Annotated in this window: 19 protein-coding genes and 4 tRNA genes; 12 read left to right on the forward strand and 11 right to left on the reverse strand. The window is 59.6% G+C overall.

From position 1 onward, the window contains the following. Window positions 1-3 precede the first annotated feature (3 nt). A complete protein-coding gene (locus NQL71_RS19175; protein WP_274643110.1) occupies window positions 4-798 on the forward strand; it encodes an iron-containing redox enzyme family protein in 795 nt (264 codons plus the stop codon). A gap of 73 nt (window positions 799-871) precedes the next feature. Here NQL71_RS19175 and sugE read toward each other — a convergent pair whose 3' ends face one another. The 3 genes from sugE to rdgC all read right to left on the reverse strand — a co-directional run bounded on the left by sugE (window position 872) and on the right by rdgC (window position 3,336). After that, a complete protein-coding gene (gene sugE / locus NQL71_RS19180; RefSeq protein ID WP_046816001.1) occupies window positions 872-1,186 on the reverse strand; it encodes a quaternary ammonium compound efflux SMR transporter SugE in 315 nt (104 codons plus the stop codon). A gap of 122 nt (window positions 1,187-1,308) precedes the next feature. Continuing rightward, window positions 1,309-2,274: a bile acid:sodium symporter family protein gene (locus NQL71_RS19185; protein WP_046816002.1), complete on the reverse strand. Its 966-nt coding sequence runs from the start codon at window positions 2,272-2,274 to the stop codon at window positions 1,309-1,311. A 141-nt stretch (window positions 2,275-2,415) separates the two neighbouring features. Next, window positions 2,416-3,336, reverse strand: coding sequence for a recombination-associated protein RdgC (rdgC, locus tag NQL71_RS19190; protein WP_008060875.1), 921 nt, complete (start codon window positions 3,334-3,336; stop codon window positions 2,416-2,418). A gap of 159 nt (window positions 3,337-3,495) precedes the next feature. Between rdgC and NQL71_RS19195 the strand changes: the two genes are divergently transcribed. The 4 genes from NQL71_RS19195 (at window position 3,496) to NQL71_RS19210 (ending at window position 4,037) form a co-directional block, all read left to right on the forward strand. Then, window positions 3,496-3,571: transfer RNA gene (locus NQL71_RS19195), tRNA-Val, on the forward strand. Window positions 3,572-3,590: 19 nt separating this feature from the next. Continuing rightward, window positions 3,591-3,667, forward strand: a tRNA-Asp gene (locus tag NQL71_RS19200). Window positions 3,668-3,865: 198 nt separating this feature from the next. After that, window positions 3,866-3,941 (forward strand) — tRNA-Val (locus NQL71_RS19205). Window positions 3,942-3,960: 19 nt separating this feature from the next. Continuing rightward, window positions 3,961-4,037: transfer RNA gene (locus NQL71_RS19210), tRNA-Asp, on the forward strand. Window positions 4,038-4,233: 196 nt separating this feature from the next. Here the strand turns inward: NQL71_RS19210 and NQL71_RS19215 are convergent. Then, entirely contained in the window at window positions 4,234-5,367 is a 1,134-nt protein-coding gene (locus tag NQL71_RS19215; RefSeq protein ID WP_274643111.1) for a catalase family protein, read from the reverse strand. Then, window positions 5,364-7,172 carry a c-type cytochrome gene (locus NQL71_RS19220; RefSeq protein ID WP_274643112.1) on the reverse strand — a complete coding sequence of 603 codons (1,809 nt, stop codon included), beginning with the start codon at window positions 7,170-7,172 and terminating at the stop codon, window positions 5,364-5,366. Before NQL71_RS19220 ends, NQL71_RS19215 begins: the two co-directional genes overlap by 4 nt. A 255-nt stretch (window positions 7,173-7,427) precedes the next feature. Here NQL71_RS19220 and bamJ point away from each other — a divergent pair, with 255 nt between their 5' ends. The 5 genes from bamJ to NQL71_RS19245 all read left to right on the forward strand — a co-directional run bounded on the left by bamJ (window position 7,428) and on the right by NQL71_RS19245 (window position 10,139). Continuing rightward, window positions 7,428-8,141, forward strand: coding sequence for a BamJ family beta-barrel-assembly machinery protein (bamJ, locus tag NQL71_RS19225; RefSeq protein WP_077185669.1), 714 nt, complete (start codon window positions 7,428-7,430; stop codon window positions 8,139-8,141). 310 nt (window positions 8,142-8,451) lie between these two features. Beyond that, the gene (locus tag NQL71_RS19230) at window positions 8,452-8,907 is read left to right on the forward strand and encodes a YkvA family protein (RefSeq protein ID WP_046816072.1); all 456 of its coding nucleotides are present in this window, start codon (window positions 8,452-8,454) and stop codon (window positions 8,905-8,907) included. Window positions 8,908-9,021: 114 nt separating this feature from the next. Continuing rightward, the gene (locus NQL71_RS19235) at window positions 9,022-9,363 is read left to right on the forward strand and encodes a helix-turn-helix domain-containing protein (RefSeq protein ID WP_046816073.1); all 342 of its coding nucleotides are present in this window, start codon (window positions 9,022-9,024) and stop codon (window positions 9,361-9,363) included. Next, entirely contained in the window at window positions 9,360-9,731 is a 372-nt protein-coding gene (locus NQL71_RS19240) for a hypothetical protein (protein ID WP_003223109.1), read from the forward strand. Before NQL71_RS19235 ends, NQL71_RS19240 begins: the two co-directional genes overlap by 4 nt. Then, window positions 9,732-10,139: an SEL1-like repeat protein gene (locus tag NQL71_RS19245; RefSeq protein WP_046816074.1), complete on the forward strand. Its 408-nt coding sequence runs from the start codon at window positions 9,732-9,734 to the stop codon at window positions 10,137-10,139. A 153-nt stretch (window positions 10,140-10,292) separates the two neighbouring features. Here the strand turns inward: NQL71_RS19245 and NQL71_RS19250 are convergent, their stop codons facing one another. From NQL71_RS19250 to NQL71_RS19260, 3 genes are all read right to left on the reverse strand, one after another. Then, window positions 10,293-11,426 (reverse strand): aminotransferase class V-fold PLP-dependent enzyme, encoded by a 1,134-nt coding sequence (locus NQL71_RS19250; protein ID WP_046816075.1) that lies wholly within the window; start codon window positions 11,424-11,426, stop codon window positions 10,293-10,295. 118 nt (window positions 11,427-11,544) lie between these two features. Continuing rightward, window positions 11,545-12,219: a DUF3313 domain-containing protein gene (locus tag NQL71_RS19255; RefSeq protein WP_274643113.1), complete on the reverse strand. Its 675-nt coding sequence runs from the start codon at window positions 12,217-12,219 to the stop codon at window positions 11,545-11,547. A gap of 302 nt (window positions 12,220-12,521) precedes the next feature. Next, complete coding sequence (locus NQL71_RS19260; protein ID WP_248686169.1) at window positions 12,522-12,902, reverse strand: MerR family transcriptional regulator; 381 nt, start codon at window positions 12,900-12,902, stop codon at window positions 12,522-12,524. A gap of 74 nt (window positions 12,903-12,976) precedes the next feature. On the opposite strand from NQL71_RS19260, the gene NQL71_RS19265 reads away from it, so the two are divergent. Then, entirely contained in the window at window positions 12,977-14,056 is a 1,080-nt protein-coding gene (locus NQL71_RS19265; RefSeq protein WP_274643114.1) for an SDR family oxidoreductase, read from the forward strand. A 54-nt stretch (window positions 14,057-14,110) separates the two neighbouring features. Here the strand turns inward: NQL71_RS19265 and NQL71_RS19270 are convergent, their stop codons facing one another. Beyond that, entirely contained in the window at window positions 14,111-15,916 is a 1,806-nt protein-coding gene (locus NQL71_RS19270) for a bifunctional diguanylate cyclase/phosphodiesterase (RefSeq protein WP_046816078.1), read from the reverse strand. 133 nt (window positions 15,917-16,049) lie between these two features. Continuing rightward, window positions 16,050-18,131 (reverse strand): carboxy terminal-processing peptidase, encoded by a 2,082-nt coding sequence (locus tag NQL71_RS19275; protein WP_179092172.1) that lies wholly within the window; start codon window positions 18,129-18,131, stop codon window positions 16,050-16,052. A 138-nt stretch (window positions 18,132-18,269) separates the two neighbouring features. Between NQL71_RS19275 and NQL71_RS19280 the strand changes: the two genes are divergently transcribed. Continuing rightward, window positions 18,270-19,232 carry a zinc-binding dehydrogenase gene (locus NQL71_RS19280; RefSeq protein WP_077185673.1) on the forward strand — a complete coding sequence of 321 codons (963 nt, stop codon included), beginning with the start codon at window positions 18,270-18,272 and terminating at the stop codon, window positions 19,230-19,232. A gap of 91 nt (window positions 19,233-19,323) precedes the next feature. On the opposite strand, the gene NQL71_RS19285 is transcribed toward NQL71_RS19280, so the two are convergent. Then, window positions 19,324-19,977 (reverse strand): HAD family hydrolase, encoded by a 654-nt coding sequence (locus NQL71_RS19285; RefSeq protein ID WP_046816081.1) that lies wholly within the window; start codon window positions 19,975-19,977, stop codon window positions 19,324-19,326. Window positions 19,978-20,011 lie beyond the last annotated feature (34 nt).

The following is a 20,011-nucleotide window of genomic DNA, read 5'->3' on the forward strand; positions in this document are numbered from 1 at the left end:
ACAGTGATCGAGACATTCAACCGCACCGGACCACTCATGGAAGCTGCAAGTTATCCCGCCTGGGCCCAGCGCCTGATTCAGGATTGCAGCGCGAGTAAGCGCCGGGTTGTCGAACACGAACTGTACCAGCGCATGCGAGATAACAAACTCAGCGCACGGACCATGCGCCAGTACCTGATCGGTGGCTGGCCAGTGGTCGAGCAGTTCGCGTTATACATGGCACAGAACCTGACCAAGACCCGTTTTGCCCGCCACCCCGGCGAAGACATGGCGCGTCGCTGGTTGATGCGCAACATTCGTGTCGAATTGAACCATGCCGACTACTGGGTGAACTGGAGCCGTGCCCACGGCGTCAGCCTGGAGGATCTGCAGGCGCAGCAGGTGGCCCCTGAGCTTCACGCCTTGAGCCATTGGTGCTGGCACACGAGTTCTTCCGATTCGCTGATCGTAGCCATTGCCGCCACCAACTACGCCATTGAAGGTGCAACCGGTGAGTGGTCGGCGGTAGTCTGCTCCAATGGACTCTACGCGGCGGCGTTCCCCGAGGAGGATCGCAAGCGGGCCATGAAGTGGCTGAAGATGCATGCCCAGTATGATGATGCCCATCCGTGGGAAGCGCTGGAAATCATCTGCACCCTTGCCGGCACGAACCCGAGCAAGGCCTTGCAGGTGGAACTGCGCCAGGCCGTGTGCAAGAGCTACGACTACATGTTCCTGTTCCTGGAGCATTGCATGCAGCTGGAGCATTCGGAAAGGGCCCCGGTGGCGCGTGAGCGCCTGGCACTGGCCGAAACCTGATCGGTAGAGGCCCCATGAAAAAGCCCGCCCCCTGACGTCAGGGGGCGGGCTTTTTTGTGATGACCGCAAGGCGTCAGGCGCTGACTTTCAGCCCCACCAGCCCGGCAATGATCATTGCCACGCTGGCCAGCCGGATCAACGCCATGGATTCACCAAACAGAATGATCCCGGCGATCACCGTGCCGACGGCACCGACGCCTGTCCAAATCGCATAGGCAGTGCCCAGCGGCAATTCCTTCATCGCAAGGCCAAGCAAGCCGAGGCTGACGGCCATGGCGGCAACGGTCAATGCCGTAGGAAGAGGGCGGCTGAAACCGTCGGTGTATTTCAGGCCGACGGCCCAGCCCACTTCGAACAGGCCGGCGAAAAACAGAATGATCCAGGACAAGGAAGACCTCCATCGATTGACGGGGTCGTCCCCAGGTTAATGACTCGATCGAGCCGCGAGGTCGTCCTCGCGTTTGCGCAATATAGTGCCCAGCATTAACCCGGGGATCAAGTTTTCACGTATCAGTCAGTCGCTTGCCGAGCCGCGGTGCGCCCATCTTCTTTCTCGCTCATACGGCGGAAATACGTTGAGAGTAGCGCCCCGGAAATGTTGTGCCAGACACTGAACAGTGCGCTCGGCACCGCCGCCAGCGGCGAGAAGTGCGCACTGGCCAGGGCTGCACCCAGCCCGGAGTTCTGCATGCCGACTTCCAGCGCCAGGGATTTGCGTTGGGCCAATGGCAACTTGAACAGGCGCCCGGTGAAGTAGCCCAGCAGGTAGCCGAAGCTGTTGTGCAGCATGACCACGGCCATGATCAACAGGCCCGACTCGGCGATCTTCGCCTGGCTGGCGGCCACCACCGCCGTGACGATGATCACGATGCTTACCACCGAAACAAGGGGCAATACATCCACCGCATGGCGAACCTTGTCGCCGAGCAGACGCTGGGCAACCACACCCAGCACGATCGGCAGCAGCACCACCTGGAGGATCGACCAGAACAGCTCCATGAACGACACCGGCAGCCAGGCCGAAGCCAGCAGCCAGATCAAGGCCGGCGTCAGCAGCGGAGCGAGGAGGGTGGTCACGGCGGCGATAGCCACCGACAACGCCAAGTCCCCGCGAGCCAGCCAGGTCATCACGTTCGACGAGGTGCCGCTTGGGCAGCAGCCGACCAGGATCACCCCGACGGCAATTTCCGGCGGCAAATGAAACGCCTGGCAGAGCAACCACGCCACGCCGGGCATGATCACGAAATGCGCCACCACGCCCAAGGCCACGCGCCACGGGTGGCGGGCGACTTCGGCGAAGTCCTCGAGCTTGAGGGTCAGGCCCATGCCGAACATCACCAGCCCCAGCAGCGGCACGATGGCGCCCTTGAGGCCAATGAACCAAGCCGGTTGCAGGAACGCCACGACGGCGAAAATCAGTACCCAGTAGGCGAAGGTGTTACCGACAAAACGACTTAATGCAGCCAGTGCGCGCATGGCCTGATCCTTATTAATAAGCAACGCCACAAAACCAATGTGGGAGCGGGCTTGCTCGCGAAGGCGGAGTGTCAGGCAATACTATCGACTGACACTCCGCCTTCGCGAGCAAGCCCGCTCCCACAGTAAGATCAAAAGCTTTTAGATCCCCTGCGGCGTCTCTTCCCCGCCCAGTGCCTCAACCAGCGCCGGCAGGAAGTCACCGAAGGTCAGCATCATCAGGGTGAAGCTGGCATCCAGTTGGCCGAGGGCTTCGTCGCCGCCGTCCTGTTCCGCCTGGTCTTGCAGCAGGTCTTCGAACTTCAGGCGCTTGACCACCATTTTGTCGTCGAGCACGAACGACAGTTTGTCCTGCCAGGCCAGCGATAGCTGGGTGACCACTTTGCCGGTGCTCAGGTGCAGCTGGATTTCTTCGCTGGTCAAATCCTGGCGCTTGCAACGCACGATGCCGCCGTCTTCGTGGGTGTCGCGCAGTTCGCACTCGTCCAGCACAAAGAAATCGTCCGCGGCTTTCTGGGTGGTGACCCACTCGGTCATGGTCGCGGTCGGGGACATCTTCACGGTCAGCGGACGCACCGGCAGGGTGCCGATCACTTCGCGCAGGGTGGACAGCAAGTCCTCGGCACGTTTCGGGCTGGCCGAGTTGACCAGGATCAGGCCCTGTTTCGGCGCGATGGCGGCGAAGGTCGACGAGCGGCGGATAAAGGCGCGCGGCAGGAAGGCCTGGATGATTTCATCCTTGATCTGGTCGCGTTCCTTCTTATAGACCTTGCGCATTTGCTCGGCTTCGATCTCTTCGACTTTCTCCTTCACGGCGTCGCGCACGACGCTGCCCGGCAGGATGCGTTCTTCCTTGCGCGCGCTGATCAGCAGGAAATCACCGCTGACGTGCACCAGTGGGGCATCTTCGCCTTTGCCAAACGGCGCGACGAAACCGTAGGTGGTCAACTCCTGGCTTGCACATGGACGCGCCAGCTTGGTGGCCAGTGCAGTCTCCAACGCCTCGGCATCAACAGGCAGATCTTGGGTCAGGCGATAGATAAGCAGGTTTTTGAACCACATGGGGTGAGTCTCTCCTTTATACAAAGGGGGGCATTATTGTCTTCGCCGGGTCATAGGCCAACCCTTCTCTAAGCCTTTGGAAGGCATCAGAAAATTAATTAAAAAAGTGCTTGCCAGAGGTAGGGCTGCTCCGTAGAATGCGCGCCACACCGAAGCGAAGGGTGATTAGCTCAGCTGGGAGAGCGTCTGCCTTACAAGCAGAATGTCGGCGGTTCGATCCCGTCATCACCCACCATTCGTTTCAAGTGTTTAGCGCAGCGGTAGTTCAGTCGGTTAGAATACCGGCCTGTCACGCCGGGGGTCGCGGGTTCGAGTCCCGTCCGCTGCGCCATATTCGGTAACCTGGAACACTGAACGCCAGGTCACCACGGAAAAGCCCGCTCAAGCGGGCTTTTTTCTGCCTCAAGTTTGTACCTTGTTCCATCGGGTTGTATCGTTTCACCGGTTTTCGGATTTATTTGAACAAAACTTCAATTAAATCAACACATTACGAAAATCTGTGGCATAATGCGTCCCGTAACGAAGCGAAGGGTGATTAGCTCAGCTGGGAGAGCGTCTGCCTTACAAGCAGAATGTCGGCGGTTCGATCCCGTCATCACCCACCATTCGTTTCGAGCGTTTCGCGCAGCGGTAGTTCAGTCGGTTAGAATACCGGCCTGTCACGCCGGGGGTCGCGGGTTCGAGTCCCGTCCGCTGCGCCATATTCGGTAACCTGGAACACTGAACGCCAGGTCACCACGGAAAGCCCGCTTAGTGCGGGCTTTTTGCTGTCTGGCGTTTGGGTTTTCCTGTGGAAGCGAGCCTGCTCGCGAAAGAGGTCAACGATAACGCGCGATACCTGACGCCGCGTGGCGCCCTGCAGTTTTTCGCGAGCATTCGAGCGTCGACCGGTTGCTCCTACAGAGCGGCATTACGGGCGTGACGGTAGTCGCTGACAGCTTCGTAAACGGCCTTGCGCAAACGGTTGATGCCGCCGATAGGGCGATGGGCCTCCAGTCCGAACCATGGGTTGAAAGACAGGTTGTCGCATTGCAGGTTCTGCGCTGGCGTATCGAAGTCCTGGGCCGGTACCTTGACCCGCGCCACCGTCTGGAATGGCGCATCGCTTTCTTGCCACTCAATGCTCGTGTCTTCGATCGGCATGTACTTGCTCGCGTCCTGGCGCTGGATCTGCAGGACGAAGCAGGCGGGCATCCGATCGGTCGATAGCTGCTGGTACAGCGCGCTACGCAGGAAATTCGGCAGCTTCTGATTCTGCGCGGGCAGGGCGTAGGCCGGGCAGCTGTCAGGGTCGGGTATCACGCGGAACTTGGCATTGACCTCGCCGAACTTGTAGGGCGAAACCGAAAAGTAGGGGCTGCGCGTCGGGCTATCCGGGGCAGGGGAGAGTGTCGCCAGGGCGATAAACAGATGGCGCACCTGCCAGCTGCGCGGGTCCAGGCTCGGGAAAAACGCCATGGCCTTTTTGCCGTCCGCCTGGGCGGCCACATTCTGACGGTACTCGGCGACATCGCTGACAAAGAAGTTCGGGTGACTGAACATCACGAAGTCCTGTTCGCCTCGATCCGCTTGATCGCTCAGAAGTTGCTTGCCCGGCACGTCGTGTAGCTTGATCGCCATGCCCCGGGCATCACGGATGCTGTCGAATTGCGGGTAAGCGTTGCCATTGGACAGGCGCATCGTCGCTTGCCAGGTCTTGCCGGGTTCGCTGAACACCCCCTGACGCAGTTCGCCCGCCAGTTCCGGCAGCACCTGCAATTGAGCCTGCACGCAGCCGTGTGCCTTGGCGTGGGCGTCACGCAGGAAACGGGTGCTTTCGCGGTGCTGATCAACGATGCGCACCGCGGTCTGGATGATGTCCTGGGTCATCGCGGCTTCGCCGGCGGGAATCAGTTCCTGCGTTGATACCGGGCCACGCTGTTGCCAGGCGAACCACGCCGTCGCCAATAGCCAGCCGAGCACACCAAGGCCCAGCATCCAGAACAGGGTTTTGCCGAGAAAAGCGCCCAGACGCATCCACAGATATTTCATGGCAGTTGCGCCTCCAGGGGGCCGCCCAGCACTTTCAGATATTCCAGCAAGGCCCAACGTTCTTCGGGTTGCAGCAAGCGACCGATCACGCCGTTGCCACGTTTACCGGCGCGGAACTCATGGCCGCTGTTGTGATTGCCGGTGATGCGGGTGTCGAACACAAACCCATTGTCGAAGGCTTCGGTGCGGTAGCCCAGGTGCCTCGGGTCGTACTCAAAGGTGCCTTTGTAAAAGGTGGTGGCGCGTTCGTCCTGGGGCGAAAGCAATTGGTAAAGGCTCGGCACCGAACCGTTGTGCAGGAACGGCGGCGTCGCCCATACGCCCGCCAGTGGTCGAGCTTTGTAGGCGCGCAATTCCTGGACGCCTATCGGCAGGCCGAAACCATCCATGTCCGCGCGTTCGGCGGGCGTGATGGCGGCCTCGCGATAGGCGCGATTGCCGACGAATGCGGTGACGTAGGCCAGCCCCTTGGCGACCGACAGCTGGCTCAGGTCGAGGGGTTCGCTGGGGGTTGGATGCAGTTGTACGTCCAGCCGCGCCAGCTCGGCCGGGTCCCACTGCAAGGCCGTCAGGTCGAAGCGATGATCGGCGATATTGTTGGCTGCGCCAGGGTCGGTGCCGATCACTGCCACTGGCAGCATTTTCAGCTGTTGCACCGGGCGCCCTGCGCTGGGGCTGACCTGCGGTATGTGGCAACCGGCGCAGTTCTGCGTGAACAACGCGCGACCTTTTGCAGCCAGCGGTTTGTCGACCACTCCCAGCAAGTCTTCCGGCCATGCTGGCGGCTTGAGTCGTTGCAGAGTCTCTTCGATCAGGTGCAAGTCGCGCACCCGCACGCTGGAGGGATATCGATCGTCGCCCTTGAGTGGCTGGCCATTGCCATCGAAAAAGCTCAGTGTCGCGCCCACGCCCAGGGCTTCACCGATATTGCGCGCCATGGGCTGCTGCGCCGAGCCATTCCACTGCACCCAGTCGAAAGTCCACATGTCCCATAACTGTGGGTAGTCGACGGGGGCGTTGGCCACGCGGTAGTTGGCGGGGGAAATCGCGTCGCCGAAACTGGCGTTGGCAATGCGCCCGAACGCATCGGTGCGCCCGGGACCCTCTTCGGTCGGGTACAGCCCGCGATGGGTGTCGTTCCAGGCCACCTTGAGGAAAGTATCGAGGGACCCCTTGAAGGCTTCGCGCAGAGGTTGTTTTCCGGCCTCGTAGTCAGGGCCCAAGACCTTGCGGGCGAAACGTTCGAACTTCCATGGGTTGTAGTAGGTGGAGACCAGGCTCGCCACCAGGGCCTGCCCAAAACTGCCGCCCTGCAGGGTCGGCACACTGGAGGGAAGCACATGCTGGGCAGCACCGCCGTCGATGCGCACGGCTTGACCCTTCAGGCGTAGCTCACCGGTGTGGCAGGCGGCGCAGGTAATATCCAGAAATGCATCCGCACTGCCCGGATTCTGATGCCGGGCAAAACCCACCGGCAGGTTGCCGGGGTTGTCAGGCGTGGGTTTCTGCCCGGGGTCGATCAGGAAACCGAAGCGTGCAAGGTAGTCGGGAGCGGCGAATCGTTGCTGCGAAAAGGGCAGTTCCAGGGCGGTGAACCAGTCGTAGCGCAAGCCCTTGACCTGGGTGCCCTGGGGCGTGAAATAGTAACGCTGGCGCTCTTCGGCGCTCCATTGCTCCAGGTAGTGCACTTGTTGCGCGGCCGCGTGGCGCGGCAGTTTCGGGTTGGCGACGTAGTACAGGACCACGGCCAGGGCGAGGGCCACCAGGGCCACAATCAAAGCCAGTAAACGGAGGAAGAGGCGCACGTAGACCATCCTTGTCGATCTTTCCTGCCGTTATGCACCAGCTCCAGGTAAGCGGCAAGAGGCCATTACGCCAGATGTTCGGCCTCACTGAGGGCCAGATAACAGAAGTTTCATCGTCTACAGGCCGAAATGCGTTTAAACACCTGAACTTATCGCCAGTTTACGGCTCTCATGCCGGTAGCCATTGGTCGTGGCCGCCTGATAAGCTCGCGACTTTACTCGATTGCCCTTTAGGCGCATGAACAAGGAAATAGCATGAAACAGCATCGGTTGGCGGCGGCGGTGGCCCTGGTTAGCCTGGTACTTGCGGGTTGCGACTCGCAAACCAGCGTAGAGCTGAAAACCCCGGCGCAAAAAGCTTCCTACGGAATTGGCCTGAACATGGGCAAGAGCCTGGCTCAGGAAGGCATGGACGATCTGGACTCCAAAGCCGTTGCCCAGGGCATCGAAGATGCGGTTGGCAAGAAAGAGCAGAAGCTGAAGGATGAAGAATTGGTCGAAGCCTTCGCCGCGCTGCAAAAGCGTGCCGAAGAGCGCATGGCCAAGATGAGCGAAGAGTCGGCAGCGGCCGGCAAGAAATTCCTCGAAGAGAACGGCAAGAAAGCGGGTGTCGTGACCACCGCTTCCGGCCTGCAATACGAAGTGGAAAAGAAAGCCGAAGGTCCACAGCCTAAGCCGACTGACGTAGTGACCGTTCACTACACCGGCAAGCTCACCAACGGCACCGTGTTCGACAGTTCCGTCGAGCGCGGCAGCCCGATTGATCTGCCGGTCAGCGGCGTGATCCCGGGTTGGGTCGAAGGCCTGCAACTGATGCACGTCGGCGAGAAGTACAAGCTGTACATTCCTAGCGAACTGGCTTACGGCGCGCAAAGCCCAAGCCCGGCGATCCCGGCCAACTCGGTGCTGGTATTCGACCTGGAACTGCTGGCCATTAAAGACCCAGCCAAAGAAGACGCCGCCAAGTAATTCGCGTCTGCTTTGATAACAACGCCTCGCTCATGCGGGGCGTTGTTGCATCTGGCCTGTATTGAACAAGCCAGTGCACAGGGCTAAACAAAGCGAACAGTTGCGGTAAGCTGAAGTCATAGACAGTGTGGGGGCCGCGCCTAACCCTCGGCAGACCTCCAAGTCAATGAAATATTAGGATTTTTTAGATGGGCAAAAAACGCCCGATCTGAGTTCAGCCCTTATGAAACGGGCCTTTCAGCCATGAAAAGTGGCTCTGTTCACAAGGTTATCCACAATTTGTGTGGATAACATTCTTGCCGGAGGCGTCATGAAAGCACCCTGGAATTTTGCTCGTTTCCTGCCCCTGGCCGGACGCCTGCTCGCCCGTGGGCGCTTGCCGACCTTGCTGTTCGCAGTGGCCAGTAAAACTGCCAGCCAGGGGAACCGACTGGGTAAGCTCAAGGATGATCTGCGCCTGTTGCAGGCACTGTGCCTGGCCTATTGGCGAGGTGAATACCGCGCTATAAGTCCAAAGGCACTGGTCTCGGTCGTCGCCGGCCTGATGTACTTTCTCAGCCCGGTCGATGCCATTCCGGATTTCCTCCCGGTGTTCGGCATGATCGACGACATCGCCGTGCTGGCTTGGCTGATGAAAGTCCTCGACGATGAACTCAACGCCTTCCGCGCCTGGCGCAAACGCCAGGTACCGGAGAAGCTCGCCGTGGTCGAACGCCTACCCGATACCCCTGAAAAACTGAAGCTTCAAGGGCCGAAAAAAACCTGATTCGATCCGGTCTACGCCTTATATGGATAGCCCCCGCGACCTTAGCCGCTGATAGGATTACACTTCTAGGGAAAAGTGCCGACTCGCTAAGTGTTTTTGTCCTACGGGGTAGTCATGGATATTCAGATAATTACACGCGAAGGCGAGCCCGAATATGCGGTTCTGCCATGGGCTCAGTATCAGGCGTTACTGAAAGCAGCAGGCATCAACGAAGCACCGTCGCGTCCGGCCCCGGCGCCGCTCGCGACCACCCCAGACGTGATTCTTCCCGGTCTGGATCAACTCCGCAGTTTGCGCGAAGGGAAGGGCATCGCCATCGAGGCGCTGGCCCGCACGGTAGGCATCAGCCCGTCATACCTGGCCATGATTGAAAGTGGCGAGCGTCTGCCCGACGCCGCGATTCGCCGCAGCCTGGCCTGGGAATTGACGGTGCCAGGATGGAGGGACGAATCGTGAGCGTACGCATCAGTCGTCAACATTGGGACGGATTGCTCGGGGAACTGGACCAGGCGCGCCGCCAGCGTCATCTGCTGACCTATCGGGCCTTGCTGGAGCGCTTGCAGCTGCCGACGCCCGCCATGCAAACTCTCACCGCCGCACTCGAACACCTGGCCGCATTGGATGCCAAGGCCGAACAGCCTCTGCGCAGCTCGCTGGTGATCAGCCAAGGCGCCAGCCGCTTGCCGCGCACCGGTTTCTTTGAGTGCGTCGAGCGCCTGGGGCGTTTCTCCGGCCCGTCCGACGGCGTCGCCGCCGCCTCCTGGCATGCCTCGGAAGTGGTTCGCGTGTTCGAATACGAGTACCCCGAATCGGCGGAGGCCTGAGTGTTTCTGAAGCTCAAGGCACGGGCCGGCTACTGGCTGGCCCGCCAGTTGTTCCACTGGCCCTGGTTCGTGCGCCAGCCCCGCGGTTGGAGCTGGATGGAGGGTCAGTTCGCCCGCATGGCCAACCTGGGCGATGTCGGCGCACAGAGTTTTTATGGGCACATCCTGACCTTTCGTGGCGTCGGCCTGGGTGCGCGGGAGGAGGGTATTCGGCTGTTGCGTCTGGCGGCATTGGCGGGCGATGGCAAGGCGGCGTATCAGGTGGGTGTGATCAGCCTGGCCGGGAGCCCGAGTAAGTCGCCGGATCCGGCAGAGGCGGCGCGATTCTGGACCATGGCGGCCAACGCCGGGCATCCATTGGCCGAGATCAAACTCAAAGAGTTGGCGGCTGGCGGCTCTTCGCAGTAATTCGTTTGTTTTTCCATAAGCAAACGTGGCGTGAGGGAAACCCTGTGCCACGTTGCATTTTATTGGAAGATCCACGCCATGGGCCGGCTGGCCAAGGGCAGGATGCCGCCCTTGAATTCACACGTTCGGCATGTGCTGCGGGCAAGATGCGGGTTAGTTCATCATCACCTCATCCAGTGCCTTCTCCAGGGTGCTGACCGTGCGCTCGATATTGTGCAGCTTTTCGAGTCCGAACAGACCGATGCGGAAGGTCTGGAAGTCGGCCGGTTCGTCGCATTGCAACGGCACTCCGGCGGCGATCTGCAGGCCGTGATTGGCAAATTTCTTGCCGTTCTTGATGTCGGCATCATCGGTGTAGCTCACCACTACGCCAGGGGCTTGAAAGCCGGCGGCGGCCACGCTTTTGATGCCTTTACCGGTCAACATGGCGCGCACCCGATCGCCCAGAGCCTGTTGTTCGGCGCGGACCTTGTCGAAACCGTAGGCTTGCGTCTCTTTCATCACTTCGTTAAATCGCGCGAGGGAATCGCTGGGCATGGTCGCATGGTAGGCATGTCCGCCCTGTTCGTAGGCCTGCATGATCTGAAGCCATTTTTTCAGGTCGCAGGCGAAGCTGCTGCTCTGCGTCTGTTCGATGCGCCCGAGTGCCAGGGAGCTGAGCATCACCAAGGCGCAGCAAGGGGAGGCGCTCCAGCCTTTCTGAGGTGCGCTGATCAGCAGGTCGACTGCGCATTTGTGCATATCGACCCAAAGCGTGCCCGAGGCGATGCAGTCCAGCACGAACAGGCCACCCACCGCATGCACAGCGTCGCCGACGGCCCGCAGGTATTCGTCGGGCAGGATAATCCCTGATGAGGTTTCAACGTGGGGAGCGAAGACAATCTGCGGCCTAGAAGCCGCAATGGCTGCCAGCACTTCGTCCAGAGGAGGTGGGGCGTAGGCAGCCTGGCGACCGGTTTCGACCGGCCGGGCTTTAAGCACCGTGGTGGCCGCCGGGATGTTGCCCATCTCAAGGATCTGGCTCCAGCGATAACTGAACCAGCCGTTGCGTATCACCAGGCATGGCTGGTCGGTGGCAAACTGTCGCGCCACCGCCTCCATGCCGAACGTACCACTGCCCGGGACCACCGCAACAGCCTGGGCGTTGTAGACCTGTTTCAGGGTCTTGGAAATGTTCTTCATCACGTCTTGAAAGGACTGCGACATGTGGTTGAGCGAGCGGTCGGTGTAGACCACTGAGTACTCGACCAACCCGTCGGGATCGATACTGGGATATAGCTTTGACATGGAGTGACTCCTTTGGCAGAGACTCAGTGGTATCGACCCTGCCCTAAGCCTTGGCAATTGACAAGTTTGCCCGGATTGAATGGCGACTTCTGTCGAACCGTGATGCGCAGACTGACGACTAACGAATGAACGCACTCAGGTCGGCGCCCAATCCGTTGATTGCTTGCGCAAAGTCCTCCGCCTTGATTTGCGTTGAAGCATTTTCCAGTTTGTTTTCAAATACCTTGCGCACGACCCTCGCTACCGGTTCGTTGGTCGCGGGGTCGAGCAAGACGGCCTCTACATACAATTCGGTGTCTTGATCGCGGTGGCCGGTGACGGCACTGACGCCTCCAACCACGGCCGCTACAGGAATGATTTCATACCACTTCATGCCTTCGTTGGAGGCATTCACGCCCGTAATGGCAGCTCTCATGACCAAGGGACGTGCATTGGGGGGCAGCGGCTGCAAGGTGTTGGAAACCTTGTATCGCTTGGACAATGCGGTAACAACAGTCTGGTTGGCAGTCTGTTGAAGTTGCATGAATGTATTCATGTTTATGCGATCCGTCGCCGTGGGTGCAGGAAACAATTCCAACCCATCGAAATCCACCGTATCAAATGCCGCAGGACTAAAGGTCGGCGAAACCCAGCGCAGTGTCGACGCGCCAGTGGCAGAAACCGACGGCTGCAAAACATCATAACGATCCAGATAACCAGAGTACTGGTCGACTTCAGTGACCTTGGAAGCGCAGCCATTGAGCATCATTGCGCTCATGACGAAACCAGAAAGCCAATAGCGTGATTTATCCATGATGAGTCCTGTATTGATAAGCAGCATCGCCCCTTGAAGCAGGCCTTTCCTTGATTTCGCAGTTGGCCAAAACATCAAAATGACCGCTACACAGCATAGTCAGGTAAGGGGGGCTGCAATCGATTCATTTCTCTATGGTTTGTAGAAGGGGGGGGGAGCAACCACTGGCTGGGCCGCCGGCTATTTCACTGACCTTGGTTTGTGCGCCAGTTTTGGCCTTATCAAAAGATGCGTAAGCGATGGACTTGCAACTGGCAGCAGGCCGCAGCTTCGGTTTCCCAGATGCTGACAGTTCAGTTGGATCAGTTGTTCAGCTGCTGAAGCTCAAGTTGCTTGGCAGCACTGGCTTCGAGGGTTGCACGCTCTTCATCCAGATACCGATAAATGCTTTGGAGGTTGGCGATTTTCTGTTTGATGTCTGCCATCTTCTTTTCAATTAGCTTCGCGCCGCCAGCACAATCGATCAGCTTGTTGCGCTGCGCATCCAGAATCTCGCCTATTTCCCCGAGGGAAAATCCCATGCTTTGCGCGCGCTGGATAAAGTCCAGATCCTGCAGAGTTTGCGCTGTGTAAACGCGATAGTTGTTAGTTTGCCGCAGCGGTGAGATCAGGCCGATTTGCTCGTAGTAACGCAGCGTATGGCGGCTGGCGCCGCTGCGGGCCTCGAGTTCGCCGATTTTCATGAAAACACCGCTTGACTATAGAGTTGGGTCGATAGTTTACGCTTGATTTCTCACCTTAACCAAGGAGCAGGGAAATGAGCGTGGAGTGCTTTGTCACGGGGGGGGCTGGCTTCATCGGTCAACATTTGGTGGCGTACTTGAGTGCAAAAGGTCACACCATTCGAGTGTTGATGCGTCGCCCAGAGCGACTCGCTGCACTGCGGGAGCAAGTCGGCAATTTGGGAGGGTGCGCAAACCGGGTATTTGCCGTGGCTGGCGATCTGGAACGGGACAACCTCGGGCTGAGTCTTGCTGACCGAGAAGTGCTGAGGCACGCCAGCGTCATCTTTCACCTGGGTGCCCACTTCGCATGGGGGCTTTCCGTGGAGCATTCGCGCGCGGTAAATGTGGAAGGGGCAAAGCGCGTGGCGCTGTTGGCGGCTGAGCAAAAAAGCCGGTTAGTGATGATCGGCGGCTACATGCTGAAAAATCATGAACATCTGCAACGCATCGGAATTGATCCTCGTTATCCGCAGCTGACGAATTGGCCAGCCGTCTACCGACAGGTCGGTGGTTACGAGGGGAGCAAGCTGGAGGCGCATTTTGCGACCCTGGAGGTCATGTCCGCCAAGGGCGGGGAGATTATCGTTGTCCACCCCGCGACGGTTTGTGGCCACAGCCGCACGGGGCATATCCTTGACGGACAGCCGCTGGTGGAGCTGATACGCAACCTTGTGCAGGGAAAGCTGACTGCAGTGCCCGGTACCGCCGAGCATTGGCTACCCCTGGTCACGGTGGATTACCTGGTTGAGCTGGTGGCGGTTTGTGCGTTTGATCCTGCCATGGTGGGTCAGGAACTGCTGGCGCTTGATGACCAAACGCCCAACTTGCGAGAACTCCTGGTACAGGTGGCACAGCCTTTGGGCTTGAAGTCTCCCAAGCATTACATTTCACTGCGATTGCTGAAGTGGCTACTGAGTATTCCTCCCGTCGCGCGTTTTCTGAATACAAAACCCGAAGCCTTGGACTTTATCCAGACCACTCGTTTTGATACAGCGGCGGTCGAGCAATTTGCCAACAGGCATGGAATAGCCAAACCGGATATACGTCAGTCTTTGGAGCACACTGCAACGTTCGTCAACGCATATTGCATCGCCAAGGGCCAGGCTCTCTGACTTTTCCTTGGGGGGTGACAAAGTCGTTAGCCCCAATCAAATGGACTTTCCTACTCAACGCCTGATTACCTGCGGGAGTGCAATGTCGCGCTCAACACTCCCGCCCATCCCCACCAAACTATCAATCACATGCACGCTCCAGCCCTGCACATTCTTCGCATGATGCTTGGCCTGCGAAGCCATCTCCGCCAACTGGCTGGCATCGAGCTGCGCACAAACTTGCGGGTGTAAATGCACCACGCCGATCGACAGCGACAACAAGGGAAATTCCTGGCGCACGCCTTGGCGGTTGGGGGCGGTGAAGCAGCCGGCTTCCAGGTGTTCGCTGCGGTAGAAGCGCCGGCACTGGCTGTGGAAGTCGTCGAGCAGCTGGTTCAAGCGTTTGCGCCAGTCGTCCGGGCCCAGCACCAACAGGAAGTCATCGCCGCCGATATGGCCGACGAAGTCGCGGGAGGGGTCGATGCGTTCGTTCAGGCATTGCGCCAGGCACAGCAGGACTTCGTCGCCGCGGCCGTAGCCGTAGAGGTCGTTGAAGGGTTTGAAGCTGTCGATGTCGACGTAACAGATGACCGATTCGCGTTGCTGTTGCAGCAGTCGTGTGAGGCATTGCTGGATCGGTACGTTGCCGGGCAGCAGGGTCAGTGGGTTGGCGTAGCGTGCTTGCTGGATTTTCAGTTCGGTGATCAGCTTGAGCACGTCGATCACCCGGCCCAGGCCCAGGTAATGGCCGTTGAGGGTGATGATGAAGTCTTCTTCGATGCGTTGTCGGGCGCGGCTGGTGATCAGCCGGCTGACCTGTTGCAGCGACTGGCTGATCTCGACGGCGAGGAAGTCGTCGCTCATCAGGCGGCTGATCGGTTTGCGGGCGAACAGGTCGGTGGCGAACGGCTTGAGCAAGGCGTCCGAGAGCGAGTGCCGATGGACGATGCCGCAGGGTTGGTCGTGCTCATCCAGCACCGCCAGGGAATTCAGGTTGGCCTGGCGGCGGAAGGCTTCGAGCACGGTGGCGGTCGGGGTGTCGCGGGGCACGGCGGGCTGGTCGTTGAGCAGGGCGCTGAGGTCGCTGCCATCGTCGCCCAGGGCCACGGCGCTGCTGTCGCGCCTGGGCATCAAGGCGCGGGCATCGCGCGGCGGATGCTCTTGTGGCCGACAGAGCAAATAGCCCTGGACGAGATCGACGCCCATCTCGGTCAATACCGCCAATTCCTCCGGCAACTCGATGCCTTCGGCGATCACCTGTGCCCGGGAGGCTTTGGCGATCTGCAGGATCGAGCCGACGAACTCGCGCTTGAGGGCGTCCTGGTGGATGCCGTCGATGAAGTGACGGTCGATCTTCACGTAGTCGGGACGCAATTCGGACCACAGGCGCAAGCTTGAGTAACCCGCGCCCAGGTCGTCCAGGGCAATGGAAAAGCCCATGGCCCGATAGTGATGCAAGGCGGTATGCAGCAGCTGGAAGTCGTCGGTCGGAGTCTGCTCGGTGAGTTCGATCACCACCTGGTTCGGGGCGATGCCGAAATCCTGCAGCAACTGCAAGGTGCGTCCAGGCTGGTGGGCCGCTTCGAGCAATGATTCCGGGGAGACGTTGAGGAACAGTTTACCGGGCAGTTTTTGTTCGTTGAAGCGTCGGCACGCGCTCTGCCGACAGGCGATTTCCAGTTCGCTCAGGCGACCCGCCTGGCGGGCGACGGCGAACAGGGCGACAGGGGAGTGCAACGGGCTGTTGGATGGGCCGCGGCTCAGGGCTTCGTAGCCCAGGATGCGTCGTTCAGAGAGGCTGATGATGGGCTGGAACAGGCTGTGCAGACCGCTTTGAGCCAGGATTGAACTCAAGGCACTCAGCTGTTCGGTTGTGGTCATGGCGATCTCTGGCGAAAAAAAAGGACCGGGAGTGCCCTTGGTAAAAAGAGCCGCTACCGGTCCGTTATTTCACGACAGAATGATGACTGTTTGATGACGCTCCGGGGAGCGTCAGCATTAAATTGCCATCAGCTTAGTGCTTGGCTACCGCCGTATTGAGCTTGAGGTAATCCAGCAGAATGCGCCCGGTTTCACTCAGGTAGGCATCGTCTTCTGGCTTGGTCTTGTCGTCCTCGGCCGCGATAGCGTCTTCGTCTTCTTTCTTCAGCTCCTTGAGCGGCTCTTCGCCCTTGGCCTTGCGACGGATGTTCTCCATGGCAAGCTGCTTGGCTTCGATTTCGGTGTGCTGGGCACGACGCTCGGCTTCATTGAGGGTGACGGTTTTTTCCATCATGAGCTTCTGCGCCAGGGCCAGTTTGTCGCGGATAAACACGAATTCCGCGTCCTTGGCCGTGCGCACGTCATGCTCGGACTTGAGCTGGGTAATGTACGGTTTGAACGGGTCCACCGCCGGCTTGATCGCCGCCTTGATGGTGTCCCACGGCATGGCTTCGGGCAGGGCGCTTTCGCCGATTTCCTTAGTGTCGATGATCGACGGGTAATCGATGTCCGGCAGTACGCCCTGGTGCTGGGTGCTCTGCCCGGAAACCCGGTAGAACTTGGCCAGGGTCAGCTTGAGCTCGCCATGGTTCAGCGGCTGGATGGTCTGCACGGTGCCTTTGCCGAAGGTCTGGCCGCCGATGATCAGGGCGCGGTGGTAGTCCTGCATGGCGCCGGCAAAAATTTCCGAGGCCGAGGCGGACAGGCGGTTGACCAGCAACGCCATCGGACCTTTGTAGAACGCACCCGGATTTTCATCTTCCAGGACATCGACGCGGCCATCGGCATTACGCACGAGCACGGTAGGGCCCTTGTCGATGAACAGGCTGGTCAGCTCGGTAGCCTCCTGCAGGGAGCCACCTCCGTTGTTGCGTAGGTCGATGACCACGCCGTCGACCTTGTCTTTCTGCAGCTCGGTCAGCAGCTTCTTGACGTCGCGGGTGGTGCTCTTGTAATCCGGATCACCGGCACGGAAGGCCTTGAAGTCGAGGTAGAAGGCCGGGATTTCGATGACGCCGAGCTTGTAGTCCTTGCCGTCCTGCTTGAGGTTGAGGACCGATTTTTTCACGGCCTGGTCTTCAAGCTTCACCGCTTCGCGGGTGATCGGCACGATCTTGCTGGTCTGGTCGTTCGGCGCATTGCTGGCCGGGATCACTTCCAGGCGCACGATGGTGCCTTTCGGGCCACGGATCAGCTTGACCACTTCATCCAGGCGCCAGCCGACCACGTCCACCATCTCTTTATTGCCTTGGGCAACGCCGATGATCTTGTCGGCCGGTGCGACCTGCTTGGTCTTGTCGGCAGGGCCTGCGGGCACCAGGCGCACGATTTTCACCTGGTCGTTATCGCTCTGCAGCACGGCGCCGATGCCCTCAAGGGACAGGCTCATGTTGATGTCGAAGTTTTCCGCGTTATCCGGCGACAGATAATTGGTGTGCGGGTCGTAGGACATGGCGAAGGTGTTGATGTACGCCTGGAAGATGTCTTCCGCGCGGGTCTGGTCCAGGCGCGCCAGCTGGTTCTTGTAGCGCTTGGTCAGGGTTTCCTGGATCTGCTTGGAATCCTTGCCGGCGATCTTCTGCCGCAGGACTTCGTCCTTGACGCGTTTGCGCCACAGGTCGTCGAGTTCCGCGGTGGACTTGAGCCAAGGAGCGTCCTTGCGGTCGATCAGCAAGGTTTCCTTGGAGGTGAAGTCGATCTTGTCGACGCCCTTGTTCAGCTCGGCAAGGGCGAAGTCCAGACGCGCCTTGACGCGGTCCAGGTAGCGCTTGTAGATGGTGAACCCGGCGTTGAGGTCGCCGCTCTTGAGAAAGTCGTCGAACTGGGTCTTCCACTTGTCGAATTCGGCAATGTCGCTGGCCATGAAGTAGCTGCGCGACGGGTCGAGCAATTTCAGGTAGCTGTCGTAGATGATCTGCGAACGCGCGTCATCAAGCGGCGGTTTGCTGTAGTGGTGGCGCTTGAGCAGTTCCACGACATTCAGACTGGCGATGACTTCGTCACGATCAGGTTGAAGCTTGTCCCAGCTGTTGGCTGCGAAAGTATTGCCGGACATCGGCAACAGGCCGATACCGATGAAAAGGGCGAGGGCAGTGCTGGGGAACAAACGCTTCATGTTGATTCGACGCGGGGACAATTGATAACGCATATTAGGCCGTCTTTGAAGTCGCCGGTTCCACAAGGGCCGGTCGCATAATGCAAAAAGCCCGGCGCTACAGCTTCGGGCTCAGTCCAGACTCACTATGGAGGCACTGTGAAAGCATTGCAAGGCGTTGACGGTCAAGTGGTGTGGGTTGAAGAGCCCAGTCCTGCGTGTGATGCAGGGCAAGTTCGTATTCGAGTGGCGGCAGCGGGGCTCAATCGTGCCGATTTGTTGCAGAAGGCAGGCCTTTATCCACCCCCGCCGGGGGCCAGCCAAGTGCTTGGTCTAGAGTGTTCCGGGGTGATCAGCGAGGTCGGCGCGGGCTCGTCCTGGAAAGTGGGCGATCGGGTTTGTGCCTTGCTGGCCGGGGGCGGGATGGCCGAGGAAGTGGTGGTAGACGGGCGGCACGTGCTGCCGGTTCCCGACGAAATGTCACTGGTTGAAGCGGCCGCGCTGCCGGAAGTCTACGCCACCGTCTGGTTGAACCTGTTTCAACTGGCGGCACTCAAGCCGGGTGAAAAAGTACTGTTGCACGCCGGAGCAAGTGGAATCGGTTCAGCTGCCATTCAGCTGTGCAAGGCGTTCGGCAATCCGTGCTGGGTCAGTGTCGGCTCCACTGAGCGCCTTGCGTACTGCGAAGCACTTGGCGCCCAGGGCGGCGTGGTGCGCACGGACGACCTGGACAGCCTGCGCGACCTGGGGCCGTTCGATGTCATCCTCGATCCGGTGGGCGGCAACTATGCAGCGCTGAACCTGAAACTGATGGCGACTGATGGCCGTTGGGTGCTGATCGGCCTGATGGGTGGGCGCGAGGCGAAACTGGACCTGGCGCAGGTGCTGGCCAAGCGCGTGCAGTTGCTGGGGTCGACTTTGCGCAGCCGAAGCGATCAGTTCAAGGCGGATCTGTTCAGGGATTTGGGCCAGCATGTCTGGCCCCTGTTTGCCGATAAGCGCTTGAGCCCGCAACTGGCCAAGGCTTTCCCGATCAAGGATGCCGAAGCGGCGTTTGCCGAGTTGGCGAGCAACACGGTGGCGGGGAAGCTGGTGTTGGTGATTGACGAGAGCCTGAGCTGACCTTGTAGGAGCCGGCTTGCCGGCGAACCAGGCGACGCGGTATGGCAGGCATACCGCTTTCGCTGGCAAGCCAGCTCCTACAGGTTTGAGGTTATTTCCAGTTATGGATTGGCCAACCAGACTTCTCGGCCTGCTCGAGCAACACCGGGTCCGGATTGACCACGTGGGGGAAATCCACCTTCAGCAGCAACGGCAAATCATTGCGTGAGTCGGAATAGAAACTCGCGCCTTCCAGGTTTTCTTCCTCCGCATCCAGCCACTCCAGCAGGCGGGTGATCTTGCCTTCGCGATAGGTCAGGGTGCCGACGGTCTTGCCGGTGTATGCCCCGTGTGCCACTTCCAGTTCGATGCCGAGAATCTCGTCGATGCCCAGGCGATCGGCAATCGGCTTCACCAAATGCGTACCCGAGGCCGAGATCACCAGGATCCGGTCGCCGGCCTTGCGGTGGGCGGCGATGGTTTTGGTGGCGTCGCTGAAGATGATCGGTTCGATGAAGTCTTCCACCCAAGGGCCGACCAGGTGCTCGACTTCCTCGGGCGTACGGCCGATCAAGGGCTCCAGGCTGAAGGCCATGTAGTCCTCCATGGCCAGGTGACCCCTGCCGTAGGCGTCCATCAATTCCTTGTCACGACGCAGGAAGGATTCGCCGTCGACCCAGCCGAGGCGGACCATTTGCTCACTCCACAACGAGGCGCAGTCGCCGTGGATCAGGGTTTCGTCCAGATCAAAAATTGCCAGGGCCATCAGTGCAACTCTCTCTTCAACGTCAGCAAAGGCA

The sequence above is a fragment of the Pseudomonas serbica genome (assembly GCF_028823535.1).
Taxonomy (GTDB): Bacteria; Pseudomonadota; Gammaproteobacteria; order Pseudomonadales; family Pseudomonadaceae; genus Aquipseudomonas; species Aquipseudomonas serbica.